We start from the raw sequence: 25,634 nt of genomic DNA on the forward strand, positions 1-25,634 counted from the left end.
ACAGCGCGGCACTCCTCAGAGTCTGCCCGCCTTGATCCCCGTTAATTTCGTTCGACGGCCTCGTCAGCCCTGCAAGCCCCAGCGGTGCGCAGCTTCCAGCACTTTGACCACATATCTCTGCGTTTCCTTCGGCAGCTCGCCCAGCCGTGCACGAATCTGCTCGTCGGTCGTCAATCCGAGCCGGTCCACCCGTCCCGGACCCGCGTTATACGCGGCCAGCGCGGACGACACATTGCCGTCGTATTTGCGCAGCAAGTAGGACAAGAAACGGGCTCCTCCGTCCACGTTTTGGGCGGGATCGAACGAATCCGTCACACCCAGACCGCGGGCGGTATCATCCATGAGCTGCATCAATCCCTTGGCGCCGGACGTTGAGACGGCACCGGCGTTAAAGGACGATTCAACCTCCATCACGCCTTTGATCAAAGCGGGACTCAACCCGTACTTGGCCGCTGTCGCGGAAATCAATCCGTCATAGGCCGAGCTTGATCCGTTGTCCATTGCGAGACGATCCGCACCGGTCCCGAGCGGATTGACCGCCGCTGCGGGCGCAGCGATTACGGCGGAAGGAACCGCAGTCAAAGCCGGCAGCGTATCCGTACCGGACGTCGATTCCATGAACTGGGACAAAAGCAGCTGGAACAAATCGCCTCCGGCATCTTGACCGGACGCGCCGGATAGCGCCGTCGATTCCAGCGGGTTCGCGCCGGACATCCATTGAGAAAGCAGCAGTTGTTTCATGATGCGCGGATCCGTCGACACGTTCAAGTCCGATCGCTCCCGATTCCCAAAGTTGTACCAATCTTAGTCATTGTACACCAATTTGGGCGGGCCGACCAGTCCCGACATGCGCGAAGCATGCCGTGCTTCAGCACTATTTTGCGGATTTCGGTTGAAAAGTAAGGCAGCAGGTAACGGATGAGGCCGAAGCGGAATCCTGGTGAGCGCTGAAGAAATCTTCGCCGAATTCCTCTTTAAAGCTGTTGGTGGAGTGGGCATCGATCTCGACGGCGATTTCCGCCGCTCCGCATTGATTGCCCTGGTTCCAAAACGTGCAATTGCTAACGCTGCACGCGACGCCTTTCGGCACGCAAATCACCCCCCGATCCTAGTGTGCGCCCGGGAAAACCGGGTATGCGGACCGGGGGGTGGAGTTTGCAGGAAGCATGGTTTATTTTGCCTGACCCTGCATACGGCGCTGGGTCAAGTAGTCGCTTTCGTAGTACGACAAATCGTCGCGCAGTTCCTCATAAATCCGGGATACGTTGAGCACCACATCGCGGGCGGCGCGTACCGGCTTCAAGCGGAAGCGGATCGCGTCCTGTCCGGTGTAAGCGTATCGTCCATCCTCGGAATAGCATTCGTTCTTCGGATAAAAGAACGCGTTGACGCAGTGGTGATAGACCTCGTACAAAGCGCGTTCAGCCAAATCGACGTCGAAATTGGGCCGGCGGAGCAAAGCTCCGAGCTTTTCGTAAGCCACTTCGGAGAAGACGAGAAGGTGGCGCAAATCGGAGAGAAGACCGCCGTAAAAGCTCTTCGCTTCGGGTGTGTCTTCCTGGACGAGCTGCTGCAGGGCGTGTCCATTGAGGAACGTTTCGAGTTCCGCGATGGCCGTCTTTAATTTCTCCCGGCTGGATTCGGCAAGTCCTTTGACATTGGCTGGCATGATGTTTCCCCTTTCGTGGTTGCCAAAAATGAGCGGCTGAGCCGTCATTCGAACAAAAGAATTCCGCCGTATCCACTGCGAAATTCCCTTCCCATCGTATCACATCTCGGCTCGGAGCGGTACAGGCAACGGGAAAAAACCCGTATATTTTTCACTCACGTCCCTCATTCTAACGAAGACAGAAATGAAATCCGAGGAGGTGCGCCTTCGTGCGCCGCAAAATTTGGTTGGCCGTCGGGGGAGCCGGTTTGGCCATTGCTCTCGTATTCCTGCTGATGCCCCTCTTCTCGCCGGCCGGACGACAGCCCCCTCAGAACCCCGCACCGCAAAATCGCTCGTTCTCCGTTGCCAAAGAGACCCATTACAAAAGGCAGTCCGTGAGAAGGGACGCCTTGGCGACCGAACAACTGAACCGGATGCAAACCGCGCGGGATGCACGCGTTTTTTTTCATGCATCCGGAACCGAACAAAAAGAGCAAAAGACGAAACTCGCCGCGTTTGTCCGGCAGCACCCTGAGCTGGTGACGGCCGCGTGGCTGCCCGGCCCGGGGCAGCGTCCCCAAACCGCCGGCACTCCGTCCGCAGGCCTGCGGTCTGCCGCCTCCGCCTACTGGAGTCGGGGACAAGGCGCCGTCCGCCGGGGAACCCCCTACTCTTCTCCTATGTTTACTTATGACGGCCGCAGTTACTACGTTCATGCAGAACCGGCGAAGACGGCCGGAAAAGGCATGGTCATGCTCGTCTCCTCCTCCCTTGTGCAGGAGGTCGAGCGTCAGCAGCGCCTGAACATGCGGCTCGTTCCTTTTCCCGCTGAAGGCCGGTACCGCATCGAATCTGCAGTTCCGAACACCACCAAGGATGTGGAGGTTCGCACCGGCGAAGACAACGGCCATGTGAGTCACTACTCGGTTGACGAAGTGGTGGTGAAGTTCCATCAGCCGCTCACGCCGGCACAATTGCTCCGTCTCCGCACCGATCTGGATCTCGTGGTCGTTCGGCACACCCGACAAACGTATGTGTTTCGCTCCAAGAAACACCACACAGATCACATGATGGCGTATTTTAAGAAGATGAATCCGGTATACGTCGAACCGCATTACTTGTATTTGACGAACGAGCAGGATGGGGAAACCGACCCGCAAGTGATCGTGCCGAACGACACTTTGTACTCCAAATATCAGTGGAACCTGCCGGAAATCGAGACCGAACGGGGCTGGAACTGGGGCAAAGGCAACGATAAGGTGGTGGTGGCGGTCGTGGATACCGGCGTGCAGTCCGACCATCCCGATCTTAAAGGACGGCTGGTCCCCGGGGTCAATATCGTGGATCCTTCCAAACCGCCGGAGGATGACGTGGGCCATGGCACGCACGTAGCCGGCATTATTGCCGCCCAAGTCAACAATAACGAAGGCGTGGCCGGATTGACGTGGTACACCAAAATTATGCCGGTCAAAGCGCTGGACAGCTCGGGCTCGGGATCCACGTATTCGGTGGCGGAGGGCATCATCTGGGCCGTAGACCATGGCGCGGACGTCATCAATATGAGTCTCGGCAATTATGCCCAAGCACAGTTCCTGCACGACGCGGTCCGCTATGCCCACGATCACGGCGTCGTGCTCGTGGCCGCCAGCGGCAACGACAATACGGACAGGCCCGGTTATCCGGCCGCTTACCCGGAAGTGTTGGCCGTCGCCGCCACCGATCCCGGTTCGGTCAAAGCCGAATATTCCAACTACGGCGACTACATCGATGTGGCGGCCCCGGGCACGCAGATCGCGAGCACCTATCCGGGCAGCCGCTACGCCGCCCTCTCCGGCACGTCCATGGCCTGCCCGCATGTGTCCGCGCTGGCTTCGCTCGTGAGATCCGCGAACCCTGAGCTGTCCAACGACGAGGTGATGGATCTGCTGAGGCGGACCGCCAACGATGTCGGCGACAAAGGGAAGGACAATGTATTCGGCTACGGAGAAATCGATGTTCGGAACGCCTTGCGGGCCGCAGGCGGTCAAGCCGCCTCGCTGCAGTTGTATCCCCGGCAAATCAAGCGGGAATTGCGCAGAGTTTTGGGATTCTGATCGCAGAAAAAAGTACAGCCCGGCGAACTTTCGCCGGGCTGTACTTTTTTCATGCAATTTTAAGCCTTTTTCGATACAATACGTGTGAGGTGTTTCCGGACAAGCCGGAAGCGGATAAGGAGTGAACCCGTTGGAGAAAGCAAAAAGAAAAAAAGAACAACGGCTGAAGCGCCAGGTGGAGCAGCGCAAAAAGAGCCGTAACATGAAAATTTTGGTTTGGTCGCTGGCGGCTGCCTTCGTCATATTGATTGCTTTGCTCGTTGCGTTCAAGCCGCGGCCCGGGGCCGTGGATGTTGCTTATGACAAGCTGCCCACGCTTGGCAAAGCCGACGCGCCCGTCAAAATTGTGGAAATCGGAGACTTCAAATGCCCGACTTGCGCCTACTTCAGCCAACAAATCGTACCTGAGCTGCAAAAGGACTACATCGATACCGGTAAAGTGTCGCTCTCCTACCAGAATTGGACCATTATTTACGAAGATTCCTTTACGGCCGCCCTCGCCGGTCAGGCCATTTATCACCAGAACAACGATGATTTTTGGAAATTTTATCATGCCATTTTAGACAATCAGCAAGAAGAGAAAAAAATATGGGCAACACCCGAATATTTAACGGAATTGGCGAAACAGCATGGGGTCAAAGTCGATTACGACAAGCTCAAGCAAGATATCGAAAAAGGCACCTATAAAGACGAGATCGACAGCCAGAACCGGTTCGCCGTGCAACAACGATTCACGGGCACGCCGACCGTCCTGATCAACGGACGCAAGCTGGACGACAAAACCTCGCTGAATTATAACAACTTGAAAGCGGAAATCGAAAAGGCGCTTCAAGAAGCCGGCCAATAACGGGGGAGCCTTGATGCGAGTGCTTATTCAAAAATACGGCCTGTTGTTCGCCTGGATTGTGTCGCTTACCGCGACCGCCGGCAGTTTGTTCCTCAGCGACGTGATGGGTTACTTGCCCTGCAAGCTATGCTGGTTTCAACGCATCTTTATGTACCCGCTCGTACTGCTGTTAGGGAGAGCCGCCATTCGCGACGACCGGGGAATCGCGGGTTACACCCTGCCGCTCAGCGTCATCGGAGGTCTGATATCGGCCTACCACTTCGCGGAGCAAAAAATTCCCGGTCTCGCCGCGATGATGCCTTGTACGGCCGGCGTCCCTTGCGACGTAGATTATTTAAACTGGTTCGGATTCATCACGATTCCGTTCATGGCACTGATCGCTTTTATCCTGATCACGATCTTTCTTCTCATCGCCCGCAGGGCCGATCATACGCAATAAACGCCAAAACCCGCAAAGCGTCGCGCTTTGCGGGTTTTGGACTTCCGGAAAGATTGCCGTAAGCCGGGTTCTGTACTTCACGTGGTATCGCGGACCGCTCAAGGCAGCCCTCCCACTTGCTGAAGCGACAATCATCTTTCTAGGCCGGACATTGCTGCCCGGCTCAAGCGACCAACCCGAACGCGCCCCGGGCCGGGGCTGCAGAGCGAACTCCGCTGCGTTCTCCTAGGTCTTGCTCCAAATGGGGTTTACCAGGAACAAAGTCACCCGTGTTCCTCGTGGTCTCTTACACCACGGTTCCATCCTTGCCTGATCCGCTTGCGCGGCCATCGGCGGTCCATTTCTGTGGCACTATCCTTCGGCTCGCGCCGACTGGACGTTATCCAGCATTCTGCCCTATGGAGCCCGGACTTTCCTCCCGCGGCCATGAGCCGCCGGCGATTGTCTGTCAATCTTTCCGGTTCGTAAATAATAGTATATCGCGATTCCCCGCCAGACACAACGGTAATGGTTGGAACGCGATCCAGACGGACGCGGAATGGCTACCGCAGCCGAAACGGCTCGGTGTTGATCTGTGATGCCAATACTTCCGTGGCATAACCTTGTTCCCGAAGACGCAGCTGCAGCCATTCGGCTACTTTAGTTTTCATGATTTTTTCCGCGTTGTGGCCCGGATCCACCAGGGACAGTCCGGCAACCAGCGCGTCATGTGCGGTGTGGTAATCGATATCCCCGGTCACCAGCACATCCGCGCCGGCGAACATCGCGTTACGGATGAACCGCGAACCGGATCCCCCGAGCACCGCCACTTTCCGAATCGGCTTGCCGCCTTCCCCCACCACCCGCACGAACGGTACGTCGAACGCCGCCTTTACTCTCTCTGCGAACACGTCCAACGATTCCGCTTCGGGAAGTACGCCGACCCGGCCCAAACCGAAGGACCGGCCTTTCAAATCCATGGCGTACAAATCGTAAGCCACTTCTTCGTAGGGATGTGCCTTGAGCATGGCGGAAACGACGGCTTTGTGCGCGCTTTGCGGTACGATCGTTTCGATCCGCACCTCCAGAGCGTTTTCCAGCTTGCCCTGCTTGCCGATATAGGGATCCGTCCCTTCCCGGGGCATGAACGTCCCGGTACCTTCGAGGTTAAAGCTGCAGTGGCTGTAGTTGCCGATCCATCCGGCCCCGGCCGCGAACATGGCGGAGCGGACCGCTTCCGCATGCTCCTTCGGCACGAAGACGACCAGTTTATACAGCTTGTCGGTATGGACCTCGCGCAGCACGCCTCGGCCCTCGAGTCCCAGCGCTTCGGCCATCCAGTCGTTCATGCCGCCTTCTGCTGTGTCCAGATTCGTATGCGCCACATAAACCGCAATATCCTTCCGCAGTAAATCGGCCGCTAACGCTCCAGCCGGCGTATCCGTCTGCAAATGGGCAAGAGGGCGGTAAATAACCGCGTGGTGCGCGATGATCAGCTCGGCACCGGCTGCAGCCGCCTCCTGTACGACTTCCGGCGTCACATCCAAAGCAATGAGCGCTTTGCGTATTTCTTTACGCAGGCTTCCGACCTGTAAGCCGATTTTATCTTCCGGCTCCGCATAATGTTTCGGCGCTAGCCGTTCCATCAATTGGACAACGGTTTCTCCCCGCGCAAACATGCGAGCACCTCCCGAATTTCCTCCGCCGAATTTTCCCACTCGGCCGCTTTTTGAGCAGCTTCGGCAGCGCTGGATTGTTTCATTTGACGAATGATTTGTTCACGCTTGGCGATCTCCTGCTCCCACTTCCGCCGGAAGGCCTCGCCCGCCGACCGGAGAAGAAGCGGCCCCATCTCATACAGAAGATCCGCGGGCACATGGGCTTTGCAGGGAGCCAGCAGCCGCTCTTCGTACAGTTCCGCGTTACGCTCCTCCGCCTCGGCCGGCGACTTGGCGCGAACAGCCCGCATCAACGTATAGATGACCCCGTCTTCCTCCAACAAAAGCTCGCGATCCAGCACGAAGCCATGCCGCCTCAACCATTTACGCACGGCATCTTCCGCCACATGAGGCGACAGCACGAGCGTTTGTACCCCTTCCAGCCGATCACCCGCTTCATCCAACAGCCGCGCGATTAAACTTCCGCCCATTCCCGCGATGCAGACGGTGTCCACCTCTCCCGGCGAGAGTACGGCCAGCCCGTTCCCTTGGCGCACGGAAACGAGGCCGCTAAGGCCGGCTTCGCCTACCTGGCGTTTGGCGGCCTGAACCGGCCCCGGATTCACATCACCGGCAACCGCGAACGCAATTCGTCCATCGCCGGCCAAATAAACGGGAAGCAGCGCATGATCCGTCCCGATGTCGGCGAAGCGGGCGCCCTGCGGCACCCAATCGGCCAGCGCCGACAATCTGCGGGACAGCTTCACGGCTGCTCCTTCCGCATTCGATTCGTTTCTCATCAGGCAACCCATTCCATCCATTGTTTTCGGAGCCGGTACAACCCGACACCCGCTAGCAAAATTTTACCCAAAAGCCCGGCCTGAATCCACTGCATGTCCACCTTGGCGACGGCGGCATGAAGCTCCGGCATGAGCCAAACGATCAATCCGACAGCAAACAGCACGGTTCCCGCCGACTTGTTCCGCACGTGCAGGAACCAGCTCAGCCATATGAATAATAAAGCCGCAGGAATCCAGAAAAGCTGGGTCTCCCCCCACGCAGGGTGTGGATTGTGCATCATCAGTAATCTCGCGTACAGGGCAATGACAGCCATCCAGCCGAACCCGTGCACCAACGCCTGACGGATGATGAGTCCGCAGCCGATCCACATCGCGGAGCAAACAGCCAGCAGCACGATCGGTCCCGCTCCCTTCGTCCAACCGTGAAGCTGGAGGATCACCGCGCCTGTTCCGAACAGAAACAGCATGCCGCTTACCATGACCAGCAAAGCACGAAGCGGATGATTCTCGCGCAGCCACCCCGCCAGTCCGACGAAGCCTGTCGTCACCAATCCCGCGAGACCGATTTGCAATGGGAGAGGAAACGCGCTAAAATGAAGAACAACAACACAGATCAAGGCAAAAATGCCAAAAACAAGCATCCATTGCTTGCGCGACGCCTTTCCGATTTTACGGACCGCGGCTCCCACAGCGCCTTTAGGCCGTTCGCTGAGATCATCCAAATATAAGTTTTGCAGGAAGTCGCAATATTGTTCGGGCAGCAGCTTGCTTCTCCGCCAAGCTTCGATTTCGTTCACGATCGTTTTGCGTTTGTCTTCTTCCGCAACCGGCATCCTTTTCCCTCCTGGAACAAAAAGACCTTCAACCCTCAAGGGCGGAAGGCCTCGATATTGTATATATCGTCTTATTCCAGAAAATCTTTCAGTCGTTTGCTCCGGCTCGGGTGGCGAAGCTTGCGCAGCGCTTTCGCTTCGATCTGGCGAATGCGTTCGCGCGTCACGCCGAACACTTTGCCGACCTCTTCCAGCGTACGCGTGCGGCCGTCATCGAGGCCGAAGCGGAGGCGAAGCACGTTCTCTTCCCGCTCGGTCAGCGTGTCGAGCACGTCTTCCAGCTGCTCCTTGAGCAGCTCGTACGCTGCGGCGTCCGCCGGAGCCAGCGCTTCCTGATCCTCAATGAAATCGCCCAGGTGGGAATCGTCTTCCTCGCCGATCGGCGTCTCCAAAGAAACCGGCTCTTGCGCGATTTTCATAATTTCACGCACTTTATCCACGCTCAGTTCCATCTGCTCGGCGATTTCTTCCGGCGTCGGCTCGCGGCCGAGCTCCTGCAGCAGCTGGCGGGATACACGAATCAGCTTGTTGATCGTTTCCACCATGTGAACCGGGATACGGATCGTCCGCGCCTGATCGGCAATCGCTCGGGTGATCGCCTGCCGGATCCACCAGGTGGCGTAGGTGCTGAATTTGAAGCCCTTCATATGGTCAAACTTCTCGACCGCCTTGAGCAAGCCCATGTTGCCCTCTTGGATCAGGTCGAGGAACAGCATTCCGCGGCCAACGTAACGTTTGGCGATACTGACCACAAGACGCAGGTTGGCTTCGGCCAGCCTTTTTTTCGCTTCTTCCGCTTCGCTTCCGCCCAGCTCGATCTTCTTGGCGAGCTCCACCTCGTCGTCGGCGCCGAGCAGCGGGACGCGCCCGATTTCTTTCAAGTACATCCGAACCGGATCGTTGATTTTGATGCCCGGCGGAAGGGACAAATCGTCGTCGAAGTTAAACTCGTCGCGCTCTTCGTCTTCCCCGTGCCCCCGCCGTTCTTCGTCGTGATCGTTGACCACCTCGATGCCGTGATCCGCCAGCTGTTCGAAGAACTCGTCGATTTGATCGGGATCCTGATCGAAAGGAGATAATTTCTCCATGATTTCTTTATAGGTCAAAGCGGATTTTTTCTTGCCCTGCTCCATCAGTTGGGATTTGACCTGCTCCAGGGTCATTTCCGTCTCGAGCCCGGTGTGTTGATCGTTCGCCATTACGACTCCCTCCTCCCTGGAAACCGCGCAATCACCATTCTTTGCGCTTCTTTTCCAGGGCAATAATCTCTGTCAAAATTTGTGCAGCCCGCATGTGATCGCCGGCTCGCTCCGCGCGCTGCATTTCTTCTCTGTTCCGGTCGATTTCTCGGGTCAGGGACATACGGCCGACCGTGCGGAGACAATCTTCGAACTCCCGCTCGCCGAAAGGAATTTCCATCAGCGCGATGGCACTGGCCGTCCGTTCTAAGCGATCGTCTTGCAAATACGCGGCAAAACGCCCGATGTCCGGTTCATGACCCTGCGCGTAATAAGCATATAGATAAGCAGCAAGAGCCGCGTGATCCTCCACGTAAAAACCGTCCCCCAGCCGGCTTTGAACCAGCTCTGCCGTTTCCGTGTCCTGCATCATCCACGAAAGCAGCTGGCGCTCGGCTTGAATGTAGGCAGGCGTCAACGGCGGCAGCTTGGAGGAAGATCTCTTTTCATTCCATACATTATTCCACGATCCGCCGGGAATATCCCCTGTATCTCCCAATTTCTCCTGCTTTCGGACTTCCAGGACCTCCTGCTTCAGCGTGTCCAGCGACACGCCGAACTCCTGGGCCAATTCCTTCAGCAGCAGTTCACGTTCCGTCGGGGAATCCCGGCGGGCTACCAGGCGCACCGCCTCGCGCAAATACCGGATCTTCCCGTCTTCTTCTAGGAGTATATGGGATTTCCTTAAATATATAAGCTGAAATTTGACTGCGGAAACCGCTCCGTCGATCATCTCCCGGACGAACGCCTCACCGCCGTTGGCGCTGATGTACTCGTCCGGGTCCATCCGGCCTGGCAAGACCGAGACCCTGACGCGAAAACCCGCGCCTTCCAAAAGCGGAATGCTCTTCCGCGCGGCGGCTTGTCCCGCGTCGTCCCCGTCGTAGCACACAATCGCTTCCTCGGCGAATCTTCTCAGCAAGGCGGCATGCTCGGCGGTAAGCGCGGTACCCATCGAAGCCACGCCGTTGGTCACGCCGGCCGCCCATGCTTTGATACAATCCACATAGCCTTCGAATACCACCACCTGCCGTGAACGGCGGATCGAGGCCCTTGCTTCGTGCAGCCGGTAAAGCGTACGGCTTTTGCTGAAGAGCGGCGATTCCGGCGAGTTCAAATATTTCGGCTGCCCGTCGGACAGCAGGCGGCCCGCGAAAGCGGCCACTTTTCCCTCCCCGTCACGGATCGGAAACATGACCCGGTCGCGAAACCGGTCAACAAAACCGTCTCCCTCCTGTTTACGGGAAAGGAGACCTCCGCGTTCCATTTCCGCCGCCTCGAATCCTTGTTTATGCAGCCCTTGGACAAGCGTGTCCCAACGCGCCGGCGCGTATCCGAGCCCGAATTCCTCGATCAGCTTATCCGTGAATCCGCGTGATCTCAAGTAATCCATGGCCGGTTTCCCGGCTTCCGTGTTTCGCAGCAGATAATGATACAACTTGGCGGCATAAGCGTGAGCTTCGTGCAAAGTTTGACGTTCTTTCTGCCTCGGGCTTGCCTCGTCATCCCGGATCGGAGCCCAATTGACGGGAATGCCGGCTTCTTCCGCCAGCCGCTTCACCGCTTCGGGGAACGATTCCCCTTCCATCTCCATCACGAATTTGATGACGTTGCCGCCCTTGCCGCAGCCGTAACAGTGGAAAATTTGCTTCTCCGGCGTTACGGTGAATGATGGCGTTTTCTCCGAGTGAAAAGGACAGAGACCCTTGAGATATTTCCCGTTCTTCGACAAGTGTACGTAACGGCCCACCGTGTCGGCAATATCGAACCGCCGGAGCACCTCGTCTATCACCGTCTGCGGTATCATGCCATAATTCATGTAAGGCCCACCTTACCTTTTAACGCACGTATTACAATTCGCTACAGGTTGCAATTCTCCTGCATCCCCCGCAATAGTGTTGTCAGTTTTTGTTGAAACCGGACCCGGTCCTCTGGGGTAAAAGGAGGGGGACCTTTGGTCCTGCCGCCTCCCCGCCTCATCCGGGCCGAGAAATGTCGCTGCTCCAATAACCCGTCGATATCATACTCCCGAATTTCCTTTCCACGCGGCGTAAGAACCGCTGCGCCGCGAGCCAACCCTAGAGCGGCCAGACCGTAGTCGCCCGTGACCAGCACGTCTCTGGGCGTCAATACATTGGCGATGTACAGATCCGTCGATTGGTCGCCCGCATCGACCGTTACGACCTGTACCCGTTCTTCCGGCACAAGCCGGTGATCGTGGCTGGATACCATCAAGGCCGTCGCTCCGCAGCTTTGGACCGTACGGGCGATTTCGGATTTTACGGGGCAGGCGTCACCGTCGACGACAACCCGGTCTCGGATCGGACTCATCCGGTTCACCACCCGTTCATCCATAAAGTTTCGCCACGCCGTTTCTATACGTAATATACGCTAGCGGGATGCAAAATCCTGCACACGGCGCATCAAATTTTAATATGATAACCGCTGCAGCCCCGACTGTCAAGCCGAAAAAAGAGAGCGGCTGACGCTCTCTCTTCCCGGCTATCGCTGGAATCGCTCCACGATCAAACTTGCGGTTTCTTCCACCGCTTTGTTCGTCACGTCAATTACCATACAGCCGATTTTCCGCATGATATCATCGGCATATTCCAGTTCCCGCCGGATCCGTTCCTCCGTTGCATATGAAGCCGTATCCGGCAGGCCGAGCGCTTTCAGCCTTTCCTTCCGGATCGCGTTCAGCGTGTCCGTGCGGATCGTCAGCCCGACCACCTTGGAGGGCGACACCGTGAACAGCTCCTTCGGCGGGACAAGCTCCGGAACGAGCGGAACGTTGGTCACCTTGAAAGCCTGGTGCGCCAACACCATCGACAACGGGGTCTTAGACGTACGGGACACGCCGATGAGCACGATGTCCGCCTTGTGAATGCCCGTCACGTCGCGCGCGTCGTCATACCGGACGGCGAATTCCACCGCCTCCACCTTGCGAAAGTAGTTGGCGTCCAGCACATGGTTTAAGCCCGGTTCGTGCCGGGATTCCCGGCCGAATCGTTCTTCAAATCGATGGATCAGCGAACCGAGCAGATCGATGGCGGTAACCTTTCGCAGATCGGCCTGCTCCACCATGTGGTCCCGCAAATAAGGGATCACCAGCGTGTACAGCACGATTCCTTGGTCCTCCTGCGCCGCAGTAAGGACGGCGTCGATCGCTTCCTTGGATTGGATGAAGGCGGCGCGGCGAATTTGGACGGACAGCGGGTGAAACTGGGCCGCTGCCGCCCTAACCGCGTACTCCCCGGTTTCCCCGGCCGAATCGGATACGACGTATACGATCAATCCCGCCTGCGTCATCTCGCCATCTCCTTCCGGAACGGGCTCCCGACGGAGCTTATCCGACCAGTTTCGAAAAGTCCGCAAAAGCTCTCACATCGTCTGCGATTAGCGCCAGCACGGCGAGCCGGTTGTTGCGCACGGCTTCGTCTTCGGCCATGACCATGACGGCTTCAAAGAAGCCGGCAACCGGTCCGCTCAGCGAAGCGAGTGAGGACAACGCCGCGTCCATGCGCTTCTCGGCGGACGCCGTCAAATAACGGCCGTGGACTTGCTGCCAGGCTTCATACAGCGAGCCTTCCGCCGGATCGGCGAACAGCGCCGGGTCCACGCGGCGCGATTCTGCTTTCGCCGCCAAATTGGATAGGCGGTTAAAAGCTTCCGCCGCCGGTCGGAACGACTCTTTGCGCTCCTCCGCTGTCTCGGCTTGCAAAGCCTGCGCACGCAAGACGGTCCGCCGCACGTCCGCGGATCCCGCTCCCAGCACGGCGTCGATGACGTCGTACCGGATGCTTTGTTCGGTCAACACGTTTTTGACCCGCAGCGCGAAAAACTCCTGCATGTCTTTCACGATGTCGTAAGCTTCTCGTTTCAGGCCGCGGGCGGCATGCGCCTGCAGCGCGATATCGAACAGTTCGTCGAGCGTGAGCTCCAGCTCGTGCTCAAGCAGCGTGGCCACGATGCCGGCCGCTTGGCGGCGGAGCGCGTACGGATCCTGTGAGCCGGTCGGGATGATCCCGATGGAGAAACAGCCGGCGATCGTGTCGATTTTATCTGCGATGCCGACAATCGCACCCACCAGCGAAGCCGGCGGACGGTCCCCCGCATTACGCGGAGAGTAGTGCTCGTTGATTGCGCGGGCGACGGTTTCCCTCTCACCGGCTTTGCGCGCGTAGTCTTCTCCCATGATCCCTTGAAGTTCCGGGAATTCGTACACCATTTGGGTGACGAGATCGAACTTGCAAATGTCGGCCGTCCGGCTCACATCGGAACGCACCGCATCGTCTGCGAGCAGCCGCTCGGCGAGCTTGTCCGCAATGGTGCGGACGCGGCGTACCTTGTCGGCCACCGTGCCCAGCTCTTCGTGGTAGACAATGTTTTCGAGCTTGGCCAAAGCATCCGGAATCGCGAGCTTTTTATCTTCCTCGTAGAAAAATTTCGCATCGGACAACCGCGCACGCAGCACCTTTTCATTCCCTTTGGCCACAACATCCAGCGATACGGCGTCGCCGTTGCGCACGGTGACGAAGAACGGCTGTAGCTTACCTTCCTTGTTGAGCACAGGGAAATAGCGCTGGTGCTCGCGCATCGAGGTAATGAGCACTTCCTGCGGGATGTCCAGGAAAGACGGATCGAACGAGCCGGCAAGCACCGTCGGCGTTTCGACCAGGAACAGCACCTCTTCGAGCAAATCGTCCTGGACGGCGATTTCCCAACTTTTCTCTTGCGCGAGGGAGCGAATGCCGGAGAGAATCGCGGCTTCCCGCTCCTCTACGTCGACGATCACGTGCTGCTCGCGCAGCCGCTCCACATACTGTGCCGGCTCGTCGATCACCGGATCGGCGCCCAGGAAACGATGCCCGCGGGACTCTTTGCCGGCGGATACGCCGGTGATTTCGAACGGCACGACTTCCGTGCCGTGAAGGGCCACCAGCCAGCGGATCGGACGAACGTACCGGAGCTCGTAAGCGCCCCAGCGCATATTTTTCGGGAACGTCAGGGAAGTGATGAGCGCCGGCAACGCCTCGGGCAGCAAGGAAGCCGTCTCCACGCCGATGCTGCTTTTGTTCGCATAAACATATTCCACACCGGCGAGCTCCTTGAAAAACAAAGCTTCCGGATCCACACCTTGACTGCGTGCGAAGCCGAGCGCCGCCTTGCTCCAGGCGCCGGACTCGTCCAACGCGATTTTGCGCGCCGGCCCTTTCACCTCTTCGCTCACGTCCTCTTGCTTATCAGCCAATCCGCTGACGAGTACGGCCAGCCGGCGGGGCGTCGCGTAGGATTGCACATCGCCGTATGTTAAACGGCTGCTTTGCAGCCATTTTTCGGTTTTGTCCTTCAACTGTTCCATCGCCGCGCGCACGAACCGGGCGGGTACTTCTTCCATGCCGATTTCCAGCAGCAGATCCTTAGGCATGCTCAGCAGCTCCTTTCTTCAGCAACGGGAATCCGAGACGTTCCCGCTCCTGCAAATACGTGGCCGCTACTTGCCGGGACAAGTTCCGCACCCGGGTAATGTAGCCCGTTCGTTCGGTCACGCTGATCGCGCCGCGCGCGTCCAGCAAATTGAATGTATGGGAACATTTCAAAGCGTAGTCGTAGGCCGGATACACCAAATTGTGCTCCATGGCGCGTTTGGATTCCGCTTCATAAGTCGCGAACAACTCGAAAAGCATCGGAGTATCGGAGACCTCGAACGTATATTTCGAATGCTCATACTCTTGCTGACGGAACACATCGCCATACGTAATGCCGTCAACCCATTCCAGGTCGAACACGTTTTCCTTGGCCTGGATGTAAGAAGCGAGCCGCTCCATCCCGTACGTAATCTCGACGGATACCGGATGACAATCGATTCCGCCCACTTGTTGGAAGTAGGTAAATTGCGTAACTTCCATACCGTCGAGCCAAACTTCCCAACCGAGACCCCAAGCGCCCAAGCCCGGATGTTCCCAGTTATCCTCGACAAAGCGGATGTCATGATGGCGAGGATCCACGCCCAGCCGTTTCAAGCTGTCCAAATAAAGTTCTTGAATATTGTCCGGGGACGGCTTCATGATGACCTGAAATTGATGATGCTGGTAGAGACGGTTCGGATTCTCGCCGTACCGGCCGTCGGCAGGGCGACGGGAAGGTTCTACGTACGCCACGTTCCACGGTTCCGGTCCGATCGACCGGAGGAACGTCATCGGATTTAACGTGCCCGCACCTTTCTCGACATCGTAAGGCTGCACGACGATACAGCCTTGTTCGCCCCAAAATTGCTGAAGCGTCAAAATCATTTGCTGAAAATTCATGTTCTTTCGCACCTCGCACAGTTTATATCTTCTTCCCAGAGGCATTCATAGGGCTTTTTTGGGGGAATAAACAAAAAACCGTCCCTACGTCCGCCATCGCGGACGTAGGGACGGGAGCACATCCCGCGGTTCCACCCTACTTGGTCTTCCGCCGGAGCGGACGACCCACTTTGTTCCGAGCCTGTCTCTCAGGAGCGCCTTTCACCTGGTCCGTCCGTCCGGGCTTGCACTGTCCCCGGCTCGCTTGGCTGCCGACGGTATCCGGCTACTTTTTCCTTCATCGAGAACCTTGAGGCCTTACCGATCGATTCGCCATGCGACGGATCGGATCAGCCGATTATGACCATTCTATCCAACGAACGGCAGGATGTCAAACTGCCGGGCCGTCATCCGTCTCCGGCTCGGCGCGGGATTCCCGCGTTCCTTCCTCCGCCGGCCTTCCGAGCAGTTCTCCATGCCGTTCCCATTGATCCAGAAAGTTGCGGGACTTGAGATTCAAACCGAGATGGTGGTCCATCCAGCGGCGCAGGGCAAGCTGCAGTTGGCGTTTGGAGCTGTCCTTTAAGGAGATGCTGCCCAGCCGGTTCAGATCGAGTCCGGCGAACAGTCGAAGCAGTTTCCAAACGCCCGGATCCAGCTCCAATGCCGCAGGGTCCCGATGACGGCAAAGCGGGCATAACGCGCCTCCCGCGGACGGGCTGAACCGGAACGGTTCTTCCGTCCGGCCGCAATTCACGCATTCGTCCAGCACGGGCAAGTAACCGGCCGCGCCGATCACGACCATCTCATAAACGCGCATCACAACCGCGGGATCCTTCCCTTCGGCCAGCGCCGCGAGACACGCCTTCAGCTGCCGGAACAAAAAAGCGCTGGCATCCTCGTCGCCGACCGCCCGGTCCGTCAGCTCCGCCGCGTAGGAGGCGTAAGCGGGACCCTCCAAGCCTTCGCGCAGCTCGCGGAACGGCTCGATCACTTCCCCGCTGTTCAGCGTCCCGAGCGAGCCGGACTTATAAAACGAATACTCCCCATATGTAAACAATTGCGCCAGCGCGCCGTAGCGGCTTTTGGGCTTGCGCGCTCCGCGTATGACGACACCCTGCTTGCCGTGCGTCGGCGTAAGCAGGGTGACGATTTTGTTGCCTTCTCCGTAATCCGTGCTCCGGATTACGATGCCTTCCACGCGATAGAGCATCGGACCTCTCCCCCGTCCGAACCGCCCGTTTCAGCGCCGGGCCGTCCTCAAGACGGAACCGCCTCTCCCGCGGAACCGCCGTCCTCTTGTTCGGGCGCCCCTTCCGGTTGACCGTCGGAGCTGCCAAGCTTGTCCATTTCCTTATACAATAAATAAGCTTCGATGTCGCCGGTTTGCCTAAACACGTGCCATGTAAAATCCCGCACAGCGCTTCATCCTCTCCGGGCGGAAATGACTTGCTCTTCCCCGTATAGAATGCCCTTAGCCGCCGACGGTAATGCCTGACAACATTTTGCGAATGAGCCGCTCAGTCGTTCCGGAAACCGAGCGATTTGAGCACGGACTCGCGGTTGCGCCAATCCTTTTTGACTTTGACCCACAATTCCAAAAAAGTTTTGGAGCCCAGCAGCCGTTCGATGTCAAAACGGGCAAGCTGCCCGATTTCCTTGAGCAGCGAGCCGCTTTTGCCGATGATGATGCCTTTTTGCGAGTCCCGCTCCACATAAATCACCGCGCCGATATTGACAACCCCATTTTCGCCGACACTCATGCTTTCGATTTCTACGGCGATCGAGTGGGGCACTTCCTCCCGGGTTTTGAGCAAAATCTTTTCCCGAATCAGCTCGGCGCAGACGAACTGCTCCGGATGATCCGTCACCTGATCCGCGGGATAGTACATCGGGCCTTCCGGCAAATATTTGCCGACCTGCTCGAGCAGCGCATTCACATTGTTGCCATGGAGCGCGGATACCGGAACGATTTCCGTGAAATCGTACAGCTTGCGGTACTGCTCGATAAGCGGCAGCAACGCCTCGGGATGCACTTTGTCGATTTTGTTGAGCACGAGGAACACGGGTGTGTCGACGTTTTTGAGCCGTTCAATGATGTAGCGGTCCCCGCCGCCCAGCTCCTCCGTCACATCCGTGAGAAAAAGAACCGCTTCTACTTCTTCCAAGGCGCTTTGAGCGGCTTTCACCATAAAGTCCCCGAGCTTGGAAAACGGCTTATGAATGCCCGGCGTATCCAAAAAGACGATCTGCATGTCCTCGGTCGTATATACTCCGTGGATCTTATTTCGCGTCGTCTGCGGTTTGTCGGACATGATGGCGATTTTTTGACCGATTACCTGGTTCATGAGCGTGGATTTTCCCACATTGGGGCGTCCGACGATCGCCACGAACCCTGATTTGAAGCCTTGCTTCATCGCTTTCTCTCCTTCGGTGCCGCCGATTAAGTCAGGTCCTTCTTCGAAAATGCTCCCGGAAGAAGCTCCGAAACCGTCGTCATCCGGTAATCGCCCTGCATATTCCCCAAGATGACGGGCATGTCGGGCGAACACAACTCCACCATCACTTGGCGGCAAATGCCGCACGGCGTAATCGGCGTGTCCGTGTCGCCGATGACGGCGGCCACCTGGAATTCTCCCGGCTTGCGTCCGTCGGCGATGGCCCGGAACAAGGCCGTCCGTTCCGCGCAGTTGGTCGGTCCGTAAGCGGCGTTCTCCACGTTGCATCCGGCGTGCAGTTGTCCGTCCGAATCCATGAATACCGCACCCACGCCGAAGTTCGAATAGGGCACATAAGCCCGGGTTCTCGCTTGTTTGGCAGCTTCAAGCAGCTGCTCGGCGTTCCATTGTCGTGGATCCCCCATCGTTCTCCTTCTCCTCTTTATCCGAATAAGAGCCGGCACAGCGGCGGCGCCAGCACAACCAAACCAACAAAAACCGCGAAGGACGCCGCGACCAGCACGGCGCCGGCCGCCGCGTCCTTGGCCGCTTTGGCCAGCGGGTGCCGCTCAGGCGTCGCCAAATCTACCGTGCGTTCGACCGCCGTATTGATGAGCTCCGTCGTCCAAACCGCGGACACCGCCGCGCCGAGCCAAAGCCAACCGCCTGCGGGAATGCGAAGCCAGATGCCCGCCGCTGCCGCCGCAATCGCCGCTCCAACGTGGAAACGCATATGCCGCTCTTGCCGAATCGCATACCCGATGCCTTCGATCGCATGCCGGAACGATTCCGCCAAAGAAGCACGCGGCCCGTTCACCGGGTCAGCCCCGCTTTCGCGAGCACCTCTTCCTGTTTGGCGAACATCCGCTTCTCGTCCGCTTCCGAGTCATGATCGTAGCCGAGCAAATGCAAAAACCCGTGAACGAATAAAAAGCCGAGTTCCCGTTCGAAGCTGTGACCGTATTCCGCAGCCTGCGCCTCGGCGCGGGGCACCGAGATGACGATGTCTCCGAGCAGGTCCGAGAACGGATCGCCGGCACGGTCTGCGTCTTCCCATTCTCCGCTTTCGCCGGCCGCTTCGTATTCGTCTTCGAAACGTACCTCCGGCTCGTCACCGGCGCTTTCCACCATCGAAAAAGAAAGCACGTCGGTCGGCTTGTCCAATCCGCGATATTGCCGGTTCAAGGTCTGAATACCCTCATCGTCGGTCAACGTCAGTGTGACGATGCCGCTCTCGACCCCTTCGGCTTCACCTGCAATTTTCAGCAGTGTCTCGAGCCGTTCCATCCAAGCTTCTTCTTGGGCGCCGGCGCCGTCTTCGCGTTCGTCGATCCATTCCAGACTCAAGGTCATGACAGATTCTCCTTGGCAAGCCCGGCGGCCGCTTGATCCGCGGCGGCAGGGCTCGTTTCCGTTGGTTTTTTGAGCGGTTTGATGTCTTTATCGTCGGGATACTCGATGCGCGAATGAAACATGCCGATCACGGTCTGTTTCAGCGACTCCGCAATCTGGTCAAGCTCGCGGAGCGTCAAGTCGCACTCGTTGAACTGGTTGTCGTCGAGCCGGTCTTTAATGATTTTGCCGATGATTTGCTCAATCTGTTCCACCTTCGGATGATTCAGCGAGCGCACTGCGGCTTCCACACAGTCGGCGATGCCGACGATGGCCGCCTCTTTGGTCTGCGCCTTCGGGCCGGGGTAACGAAAATCGTCTTCCGTGTAAGTGGGAATGACATCTTGTTCCTTCGCCTGCTTGACCGCTTTGTAGTAAAAATATTTGAGAAATGTGGTACCGTGATGCTGCTCCGCAATATCGCGTATCTGCTTGGGCAGCTTGTGGGTCTTCAGCATTTCGGCTCCGTCGCGCGCGTGAGCGATAATAATGGACGTGCTTACTTTCGGATCCAGCTTGTCGTGCGGATTGTCCCCGCCATTCTGATTCTCGATGAAATATTGCGGGCGCTTCGTTTTGCCGACATCGTGATAAAAAGATCCGACCCGGCACAACAGTCCGTTCGCGCCGATCGCTTCGGCCGCCGCTTCCGACAGGTTGCCCACCATCAGGCTGTGGTGATACGTACCGGGCGTCTCCGTGAGCAGCTTGCGAAGCAGCGGATGATTCGGGTTCGACAGCTCTACGAGCTTCACCGCCGACAGCAGTCCGAACGTCACCTCGAAAAACGGCATCAAACCGATGACGAGCACGGCCGTTAGCAGTCCGCTGCCGAACATGAAGCCCACCGCTTGGGCCAGCCTCAGCTGGTCCGTTTCCTGTCCGACCAGCAGCAGCGCGATGACCGCAAGCGATCCGAACAGGCTGACCATAATCCCCGCCTTCAAAATCGAAGAACGCTGGCGGACGCGATGGATTGCGAGAACCGCCGTGAACGAAACGACCGCGGCCGCGAAGCCGTACCGGAAGTCGAACAGGCTTTCCTGCTCCACATTTAGGATGATGCTGGCCAGCAGCGTAAACACAGATGCACTGACAAGCCCGAAATGAAGATCGAGCAGCATCGTGACGAGCATACTGCCCATCGCCACAGGCGCCAGAAAACCGACGAACGGAAGCTGCGGACTATGGGTAAGCGCCACGAGATGCATGATCAAAATATTGACGCCGAAAATGATCAGCAGCATAAGCCAATGGAGATTGGAGCGCGTCGGCGTAGGCCTGACGGGAGCCGTGACCGTTCCGTAAACGTAGAGCCCGATGGTCATGAGCACGGCCAGGAGAAACACCCCGAGCTGCGGCCAATACGTGCGGTGTTCCTGCAGCAGATCGAGCGCCAGTAAACGGCTGTAAATGTCCTCGTTCACCACTTGGCCTTTTTTGACCAGAATGTCTCCTTGCTTGATGAGCACCGTCGGCGTGTTTTGCTTTGCCTCGACTTTGGCCGCTTCCGTCGCTTTTTTGTCGAAAAATTTGTTCGGCAAAATGGTCAGGCGCACCAGTTCTTGAACGATTTCCCGCTCGATCTTGAGGGTCAGGGAGCTGGCATTCACCTGCTCAGCAACCTTAGTCCGGGCGGTCTCGGCGTCGGTCAACGCCTCGTACGTCAGCTTCCGAACAATATCCTTGCCGACCGTTTTCATATCGGTCAATTGGTCGGCCGACAGCCGGGGGAGCTTGTAAAACGTTTCTTCAGGTATTTGATACATCTGCGAAGCGACGATCTTTTGCAATTCGGTCAGCAATCCGGACGTGTTCATTTCCGATTGGGAATAAGCCGCCGTGACGGTTTGGACGTGACGTTCGACCCGCTCGGGGATTTCCCTCCGGTAAATGTCGACCTTTTTATCTTCTGTGATTTCTGCGTCTTGATTCAGCTGCTCGATCCTCGTGAATATTTCGTCGATCAGCTGCTCGTTGCGCATCGGAACGATGGCATAGACGGGATCGACCTCTGCAGCGGCCTTCTCCTGCGCCTCCAGCGTCGATTTCTGGTCGGCGATTTGGTGAGGCGCTTTGATGTCCCGGTCGCTTACTGCGCCGAGCGTAATATTGTAGGTTTCCGGCACAAGGCGCGAGGCGATGCTGAAGTAAAACAACAACGCAAAAAGCAGGATCAGGAGCCAGCGAATGGCTACGCTGTGCTGCCAGCCTGCCTGGGGCAAGGTCAGATGGGTGCCCGACGTGCCGCTTCGATTCCGACTCATCCGGCGTACTCCTTCCTCTATGGCTGCTGATCTCGATCTTGGTTGTAAGCCATGATGATTTTTTGTACGAGCGCATGCCGTACGACATCCTGCTCCGAAAAGTGGACGATGCCGATTTCCTCGACATCACGCAATATACGCTGGGCTTCGATCAAGCCCGACTGCCGGCCTTTGGGCAGGTCGATTTGCGTAACGTCCCCGGTGATGACCATATGCGACCCGAAGCCGAGGCGTGTCAGGAACATTTTCATTTGTTCCGGGGTCGTGTTCTGAGCCTCGTCCAAAATGATGAACGAATCGTCCAGCGTCCGTCCTCTCATGTAAGCAAGCGGAGCGATCTCGATCATGCCGCGTTCCATGGCCTTGGCCACGCCTTCGGCGCCCAGCACGTCGTTCAAAGCGTCGTATAATGGGCGCAGATAAGGATCCACCTTCTCCTGCAGATCGCCCGGCAGGAAGCCGAGGCTCTCCCCCGCCTCCACCGCGGGACGGGTAAGAAGGATGCGCTTCACTTTGCCGTTCTTGAGTGCAGCTACGGCCGAAACGACCGCAAGATAGGTTTTGCCTGTGCCGGCCGGCCCGATGCCGAAAACGATATCTTTCCTGCGTATAGTTGTGACGTAGTGCCGCTGGCCGAGTGTTTTGGGAATGATCGGCTTGCCGCGGAACGTTGTCGTGATTTCACCTTTGAAAAGCGCCAGCAGTTGGTCCGCTTTCATCTCGCGTGCCAAACTCAGCGCATATCGGACGTCTCGTTCATTCAGCTGCAGTCCGCTTCTGATGAGCTGGAGCAGCGTCTCGAACAACTGCTCGAGCGACCGGACTTCTTTGTCCGAACCGTCCAGGACGATTTCAGATTCGCGGGTATGAATGACGGATTCCGTCTCTTGTTCGATCAAGCGCAGAAATTTATCCTGCGGACCGAACAGCGCCAGCCCCTCCGCCGTATTTTCGAGCGGGATCGATACCGATAGTTTCAGTTCCGACAAAAAGACTCATTCCCCCTATTCGGCAGGTGTTAGAACAATCGGACGTTCGACGCCGATAGACTGCTCCACTTCATAAAGCACGGTCAACACCACTTTACCACTCTCCGTTTGTTCATGCAAAATCTTTTCCGACGTGATTCGGGCGTCCTTGCCGCACCGCGACAGCAATTCGGCCTTCGCCTGGCGAAGTCCGGCTTCTTTGGCCTGCGAAGCGCTCAACTTTTCCGTGACCGTCCGCACCTCCAGTTCGCGTTCCTCAAGAATGCCGAACGGCAGCGGCCATTTGCCGATTCGCCAAGGATGAATGACCGAGCCGGTGCGGGATTCGGTGTACGGTTCGCCGCCGTATCCCGAAATTTGCAGCGCCCGGTTGCCGATCATCCAGTAGGTTCGCTGCTTGGACTCGCCCGTATACGTTTTAAGATGCTGCACCAACGGAGAAACAATTTTCATTTCATGCCACACGAGCCCCATGACTTTTCCTTTGGAGACGACGGCTTTTTTCCTTTCTTCGTCGCCAAGCCAGCCCGTGATGAGCACCTGCCCTTTGCGCACCCGGTCGTGCCGTTCTACCAGCGGCCTGCCGCTTTCGGCCACTACGCGGGTGATGACGGCATCAGCCACCGACAGCAGGTCGTTCGGACCTTGCGCTGTTTTCAATTCCGGTTTGGTGGAGTCCACCACGGTGATCACGACCGTCGTCCCTTTTTTCTCCACGCCGACCCACGAAGCGTCCGGCAGCCGGGCGGCCAGTTTTCGCGCCAGTGTCGTAGAATCCGGGATCCGGAACGACCATTGGAACCGATGTAATCCTTCCGCTCTGGCAGCCCGGTAGATCTGGTCCTCGGCGATGGACGTCTCGCCTTCTATGCGCACTTGCCATACGAAAGTCGACAACAGGAACAGCAGGCTTGCAAAAACAAGCATGCCCGCCGCGAACGTCTTTCTTCTCGACAGCCGGGCCAGTTGGAAAGGGACGCCGCGCTTGGCGAGAATTCTTATTTTTCCCCCGCTCTTGCGGATCAACGGACGCAGACGAAAAAAGTCCGGCACCAATACGCCGAACGTCAGGCTTCCATCCGAGGAGTAGGCGATGTTCCACAACAAAATTTTATGGGCCGTCGCCGCGTTTAGGAAAACTTCCGGGTTGCCCCCGATCAGCTTAATCCACACATAGCCGCGAACCGCCGCAAACCAAGTTCCTTTCATCGCTGCCGTCCTCTCCCTCTATCATGGGCTTGTCCGAATTGAAGGAGCCTGCGGTCAGGCCGTACAAGCCTCACCCGGAGGGAGACCCCTTCGGATGAAGCGTGACGCCGAAAATTTGCCCTTCCACAAACACTTCCTCGGCTCCGATATTTCGTATGACCAAATTGTCTCCGGTCACTTCCATGACTCCGCGATCCATCGCCAGCCTCAGCGTTTTCGGCGAGAAATGGAGCACTCCCCGATGGTTCTCTACCGTGACCTGCAGGCCGCCGATCATCGTGACGCGGGGGAGGTCCAGCGCGACATCCTGCGGCAGGTCGAGAATGGCAGCGGTCCATTTGCGCAGCTTGCGGCCGACTCGAGGCATGAAGCGTCCCCCCTCCGTTCGGTAAAACATATGCGGGGCGCGCGTCATTTATGAAGCGGGAGGCTCAAGCGAACGGCAGGCAGCGGTTCATCCGGCATAAAAAAGAAGCCCCGCGGGGCTTCTTGGGTCGAATGGCGGCGGTTTACGGCTTAGTCGTCGTGATCATCGTGATCATCGTCGTGATCATCGTCTTCGTCGCAATCGTCATGTTTTTTTGACTCATGCGCAGCTTTGCGTTCGAGTTTAGCCTTCGCTTGAGCCGCTATGCGTTCCTGCTTGGCTTTTTCTTTGGCCGCTTTGCGTTCCTGTTTCGCCTTCTCTTGCGCCGCTTTGCGTTCTTGCTTCAGCTTTTCGTGCAGGGCTTTTTCGGCGCTGTCTTTGTCATCGTCATGATCGTCGTCTTCCATGTCGACTGCCGCATTCGTCGTCCGTGCCGGTTTGATGTCGACCTGAACGCCGACAGAAGTTGCAGGAACTACACCCGGTTTTTCGACGGTTATCGTCACCAGTGCCAGCTTCGCTTTCGTTTTCTCTATGTTGCGGGCCAGTGCGGCTTTGGCTTGCGGATTTTTCACTTTTTCCAGGACGAAGGTCAAAGCTTCCAGATTGCTCCGGTAGTGGTCCGCAAGTTCTTGGTGTACCGAAGACTCGGCATCTTCCTGATCGTCTTCCATCACTTGCTCCTGATCGTCCAACGCTCTATGTAGGGTTACTACGGCCAGGTTCGGTTCGTTTCTCTCAAACAGAACATCCGCTTCCCGGATTCTTTTCTGCGTAATAAGCTTGAGCAGCTTCGCTTGCTGGACATCATCCGTCGTGATGACAATTTCTACTTTCTCAACGAACGTTTTGAGGAAGTAGAAAAAGTCGCCCGGCAAAATCAATTTTTGTGCATCCGCTTGTGATACTGTTACCGGCGCTGGGGAAGCGGCGGGTTCGGTCGTTTGGGTGCCGTTGGCAAAAGCGCTCCCCGTTCCGATCCCCATCGCAAGTACGCCGCTCAGCATTCCATTCAGGATCACCTTGTCGATCGGTCTCCGTTTCATAAGCATTCTCCTCTGCAGTAGGTTAGGTAAAAGTGACTCTATCTATAGCATTCGGAGAGAGATGCCGTTTTCGGCGGGTAGCAAGCAAGGTTTCCTGATTT

General features: G+C 57.4%; 26 protein-coding genes and 1 other RNA gene. 3 read left to right on the forward strand and 24 right to left on the reverse strand.

What is annotated here, in order from left to right; all coding sequences use genetic code 11:
- Window positions 1-63: 63 nt before the first annotated feature.
- The 3 genes from E5161_RS21270 to E5161_RS05830 all read right to left on the reverse strand — a co-directional run bounded on the left by E5161_RS21270 (window position 64) and on the right by E5161_RS05830 (window position 1,669).
- Window positions 64-762, reverse strand: a complete 699-nt coding sequence (locus E5161_RS21270) for a lytic transglycosylase domain-containing protein (RefSeq protein ID WP_281279858.1) — start codon at window positions 760-762, stop codon at window positions 64-66.
- A 112-nt stretch (window positions 763-874) separates the two neighbouring features.
- The gene (locus E5161_RS05825) at window positions 875-1,090 is read right to left on the reverse strand and encodes a DUF1540 domain-containing protein (RefSeq protein ID WP_136776768.1); all 216 of its coding nucleotides are present in this window, start codon (window positions 1,088-1,090) and stop codon (window positions 875-877) included.
- Window positions 1,091-1,171: 81 nt separating this feature from the next.
- Complete coding sequence (locus E5161_RS05830) at window positions 1,172-1,669, reverse strand: YpuI family protein (protein ID WP_136776769.1); 498 nt, start codon at window positions 1,667-1,669, stop codon at window positions 1,172-1,174.
- 209 nt (window positions 1,670-1,878) lie between these two features.
- Here E5161_RS05830 and E5161_RS05835 point away from each other — a divergent pair, with 209 nt between their 5' ends.
- The 3 genes from E5161_RS05835 (at window position 1,879) to E5161_RS05845 (ending at window position 5,030) form a co-directional block, all read left to right on the forward strand.
- Entirely contained in the window at window positions 1,879-3,744 is a 1,866-nt protein-coding gene (locus tag E5161_RS05835; RefSeq protein ID WP_136776770.1) for a S8 family peptidase, read from the forward strand.
- A gap of 130 nt (window positions 3,745-3,874) precedes the next feature.
- Window positions 3,875-4,591 (forward strand): DsbA family protein, encoded by a 717-nt coding sequence (locus E5161_RS05840; RefSeq protein ID WP_136776771.1) that lies wholly within the window; start codon window positions 3,875-3,877, stop codon window positions 4,589-4,591.
- Window positions 4,592-4,604: 13 nt separating this feature from the next.
- On the forward strand, window positions 4,605-5,030 hold the full coding sequence (locus tag E5161_RS05845) for a disulfide oxidoreductase (protein ID WP_136776772.1): 426 nt from the start codon (window positions 4,605-4,607) through the stop codon (window positions 5,028-5,030).
- Between the two features lie 44 nt (window positions 5,031-5,074).
- Here E5161_RS05845 and rnpB read toward each other — a convergent pair.
- The 21 genes from rnpB to E5161_RS05950 form a co-directional block, all read right to left on the reverse strand.
- An RNA gene (rnpB, locus tag E5161_RS05850) (RNase P RNA component class A) lies at window positions 5,075-5,487 on the reverse strand.
- A gap of 85 nt (window positions 5,488-5,572) precedes the next feature.
- Complete coding sequence (locus tag E5161_RS05855; protein WP_136776773.1) at window positions 5,573-6,688, reverse strand: Nif3-like dinuclear metal center hexameric protein; 1,116 nt, start codon at window positions 6,686-6,688, stop codon at window positions 5,573-5,575.
- A complete protein-coding gene (locus tag E5161_RS05860) occupies window positions 6,655-7,467 on the reverse strand; it encodes a tRNA (adenine(22)-N(1))-methyltransferase (RefSeq protein WP_136776774.1) in 813 nt (270 codons plus the stop codon). Before E5161_RS05860 ends, E5161_RS05855 begins: the two co-directional genes overlap by 34 nt.
- Window positions 7,467-8,300: a hypothetical protein gene (locus tag E5161_RS05865; RefSeq protein ID WP_136776775.1), complete on the reverse strand. Its 834-nt coding sequence runs from the start codon at window positions 8,298-8,300 to the stop codon at window positions 7,467-7,469. The genes E5161_RS05860 and E5161_RS05865 overlap by 1 nt, the downstream gene beginning before the upstream one ends.
- A 71-nt stretch (window positions 8,301-8,371) precedes the next feature.
- The gene (rpoD, locus tag E5161_RS05870) at window positions 8,372-9,499 is read right to left on the reverse strand and encodes an RNA polymerase sigma factor RpoD (protein WP_136776776.1); all 1,128 of its coding nucleotides are present in this window, start codon (window positions 9,497-9,499) and stop codon (window positions 8,372-8,374) included.
- A 31-nt stretch (window positions 9,500-9,530) separates the two neighbouring features.
- Complete coding sequence (gene dnaG / locus E5161_RS05875) at window positions 9,531-11,357, reverse strand: DNA primase (protein WP_136776777.1); 1,827 nt, start codon at window positions 11,355-11,357, stop codon at window positions 9,531-9,533.
- A 41-nt stretch (window positions 11,358-11,398) separates the two neighbouring features.
- Window positions 11,399-11,869 carry a YaiI/YqxD family protein gene (locus E5161_RS05880; RefSeq protein WP_211246691.1) on the reverse strand — a complete coding sequence of 157 codons (471 nt, stop codon included), beginning with the start codon at window positions 11,867-11,869 and terminating at the stop codon, window positions 11,399-11,401.
- A 171-nt stretch (window positions 11,870-12,040) separates the two neighbouring features.
- On the reverse strand, window positions 12,041-12,847 hold the full coding sequence (locus tag E5161_RS05885; RefSeq protein WP_136776778.1) for a pyruvate, water dikinase regulatory protein: 807 nt from the start codon (window positions 12,845-12,847) through the stop codon (window positions 12,041-12,043).
- Between the two features lie 37 nt (window positions 12,848-12,884).
- Window positions 12,885-14,966, reverse strand: a complete 2,082-nt coding sequence (gene glyS, locus E5161_RS05890) for a glycine--tRNA ligase subunit beta (RefSeq protein ID WP_136776779.1) — start codon at window positions 14,964-14,966, stop codon at window positions 12,885-12,887.
- Window positions 14,959-15,846, reverse strand: coding sequence for a glycine--tRNA ligase subunit alpha (gene glyQ / locus E5161_RS05895; protein WP_136776780.1), 888 nt, complete (start codon window positions 15,844-15,846; stop codon window positions 14,959-14,961). Before glyQ ends, glyS begins: the two co-directional genes overlap by 8 nt.
- 370 nt (window positions 15,847-16,216) lie before the next feature.
- On the reverse strand, window positions 16,217-17,038 hold the full coding sequence (recO, locus tag E5161_RS05900) for a DNA repair protein RecO (RefSeq protein ID WP_136776781.1): 822 nt from the start codon (window positions 17,036-17,038) through the stop codon (window positions 16,217-16,219).
- A gap of 47 nt (window positions 17,039-17,085) precedes the next feature.
- Complete coding sequence (locus E5161_RS05905; protein WP_136776782.1) at window positions 17,086-17,244, reverse strand: YqzL family protein; 159 nt, start codon at window positions 17,242-17,244, stop codon at window positions 17,086-17,088.
- 101 nt (window positions 17,245-17,345) lie between these two features.
- Complete coding sequence (gene era, locus E5161_RS05910) at window positions 17,346-18,242, reverse strand: GTPase Era (RefSeq protein WP_136776783.1); 897 nt, start codon at window positions 18,240-18,242, stop codon at window positions 17,346-17,348.
- A gap of 26 nt (window positions 18,243-18,268) precedes the next feature.
- Window positions 18,269-18,688, reverse strand: coding sequence for a cytidine deaminase (cdd, locus tag E5161_RS05915; protein WP_136776784.1), 420 nt, complete (start codon window positions 18,686-18,688; stop codon window positions 18,269-18,271).
- A 17-nt stretch (window positions 18,689-18,705) separates the two neighbouring features.
- Window positions 18,706-19,080, reverse strand: a complete 375-nt coding sequence (locus tag E5161_RS05920) for a diacylglycerol kinase family protein (RefSeq protein WP_246042112.1) — start codon at window positions 19,078-19,080, stop codon at window positions 18,706-18,708.
- Window positions 19,077-19,616, reverse strand: a complete 540-nt coding sequence (gene ybeY, locus E5161_RS05925) for an rRNA maturation RNase YbeY (RefSeq protein WP_136776785.1) — start codon at window positions 19,614-19,616, stop codon at window positions 19,077-19,079. Before ybeY ends, E5161_RS05920 begins: the two co-directional genes overlap by 4 nt.
- Window positions 19,613-21,922 (reverse strand): HD family phosphohydrolase, encoded by a 2,310-nt coding sequence (locus E5161_RS05930; protein WP_136776786.1) that lies wholly within the window; start codon window positions 21,920-21,922, stop codon window positions 19,613-19,615. The genes ybeY and E5161_RS05930 overlap by 4 nt, the downstream gene beginning before the upstream one ends.
- A 17-nt stretch (window positions 21,923-21,939) precedes the next feature.
- On the reverse strand, window positions 21,940-22,911 hold the full coding sequence (locus tag E5161_RS05935) for a PhoH family protein (protein ID WP_136776787.1): 972 nt from the start codon (window positions 22,909-22,911) through the stop codon (window positions 21,940-21,942).
- Between the two features lie 15 nt (window positions 22,912-22,926).
- The gene (gene yqfD, locus E5161_RS05940) at window positions 22,927-24,120 is read right to left on the reverse strand and encodes a sporulation protein YqfD (RefSeq protein WP_136776788.1); all 1,194 of its coding nucleotides are present in this window, start codon (window positions 24,118-24,120) and stop codon (window positions 22,927-22,929) included.
- A 70-nt stretch (window positions 24,121-24,190) separates the two neighbouring features.
- The gene (gene yqfC, locus E5161_RS05945) at window positions 24,191-24,487 is read right to left on the reverse strand and encodes a sporulation protein YqfC (protein WP_136776789.1); all 297 of its coding nucleotides are present in this window, start codon (window positions 24,485-24,487) and stop codon (window positions 24,191-24,193) included.
- Between the two features lie 149 nt (window positions 24,488-24,636).
- Window positions 24,637-25,533 carry a DUF5667 domain-containing protein gene (locus E5161_RS05950; RefSeq protein WP_136776790.1) on the reverse strand — a complete coding sequence of 299 codons (897 nt, stop codon included), beginning with the start codon at window positions 25,531-25,533 and terminating at the stop codon, window positions 24,637-24,639.
- Between the last annotated feature and the right edge of the window lie 101 nt (window positions 25,534-25,634).

It is taken from the genome of Cohnella pontilimi (genome assembly GCF_005049045.1).
GTDB classification, from domain to species: domain Bacteria; phylum Bacillota; class Bacilli; order Paenibacillales; family Paenibacillaceae; genus Cohnella; species Cohnella pontilimi.

Bases quoted from the DNA above. Each gene is read 5' to 3' on its own strand.
- E5161_RS05830 (WP_136776769.1), bottom strand. From the start codon at position 1,669: ATGCCAGCCAATGTCAAAGGACTTGCCGAATCCAGCCGGGAGAAATTA.
- E5161_RS05845 (WP_136776772.1), top strand. From the start codon at position 4,605: ATGCGAGTGCTTATTCAAAAATACGGCCTGTTGTTCGCCTGGATTGTG.
- E5161_RS05855 (WP_136776773.1), bottom strand. From the start codon at position 6,688: ATGTTTGCGCGGGGAGAAACCGTTGTCCAATTGATGGAACGGCTAGCG.
- E5161_RS05860 (WP_136776774.1), bottom strand. From the start codon at position 7,467: ATGAGAAACGAATCGAATGCGGAAGGAGCAGCCGTGAAGCTGTCCCGC.
- E5161_RS05865 (WP_136776775.1), bottom strand. From the start codon at position 8,300: ATGCCGGTTGCGGAAGAAGACAAACGCAAAACGATCGTGAACGAAATC.
- rpoD (WP_136776776.1), bottom strand. From the start codon at position 9,499: ATGGCGAACGATCAACACACCGGGCTCGAGACGGAAATGACCCTGGAG.
- dnaG (WP_136776777.1), bottom strand. From the start codon at position 11,357: ATGAATTATGGCATGATACCGCAGACGGTGATAGACGAGGTGCTCCGG.
- E5161_RS05880 (WP_211246691.1), bottom strand. From the start codon at position 11,869: ATGAGTCCGATCCGAGACCGGGTTGTCGTCGACGGTGACGCCTGCCCC.
- E5161_RS05885 (WP_136776778.1), bottom strand. From the start codon at position 12,847: ATGACGCAGGCGGGATTGATCGTATACGTCGTATCCGATTCGGCCGGG.
- glyS (WP_136776779.1), bottom strand. From the start codon at position 14,966: ATGCCTAAGGATCTGCTGCTGGAAATCGGCATGGAAGAAGTACCCGCC.
- glyQ (WP_136776780.1), bottom strand. From the start codon at position 15,846: ATGAATTTTCAGCAAATGATTTTGACGCTTCAGCAATTTTGGGGCGAA.
- recO (WP_136776781.1), bottom strand. From the start codon at position 17,038: ATGCTCTATCGCGTGGAAGGCATCGTAATCCGGAGCACGGATTACGGA.
- era (WP_136776783.1), bottom strand. From the start codon at position 18,242: ATGAAGCAAGGCTTCAAATCAGGGTTCGTGGCGATCGTCGGACGCCCC.
- cdd (WP_136776784.1), bottom strand. From the start codon at position 18,688: ATGGGGGATCCACGACAATGGAACGCCGAGCAGCTGCTTGAAGCTGCC.
- ybeY (WP_136776785.1), bottom strand. From the start codon at position 19,616: ATGACCTTGAGTCTGGAATGGATCGACGAACGCGAAGACGGCGCCGGC.
- E5161_RS05930 (WP_136776786.1), bottom strand. From the start codon at position 21,922: ATGAGTCGGAATCGAAGCGGCACGTCGGGCACCCATCTGACCTTGCCC.
- yqfD (WP_136776788.1), bottom strand. From the start codon at position 24,120: ATGAAAGGAACTTGGTTTGCGGCGGTTCGCGGCTATGTGTGGATTAAG.
- yqfC (WP_136776789.1), bottom strand. From the start codon at position 24,487: ATGCCTCGAGTCGGCCGCAAGCTGCGCAAATGGACCGCTGCCATTCTC.
- E5161_RS05950 (WP_136776790.1), bottom strand. From the start codon at position 25,533: ATGAAACGGAGACCGATCGACAAGGTGATCCTGAATGGAATGCTGAGC.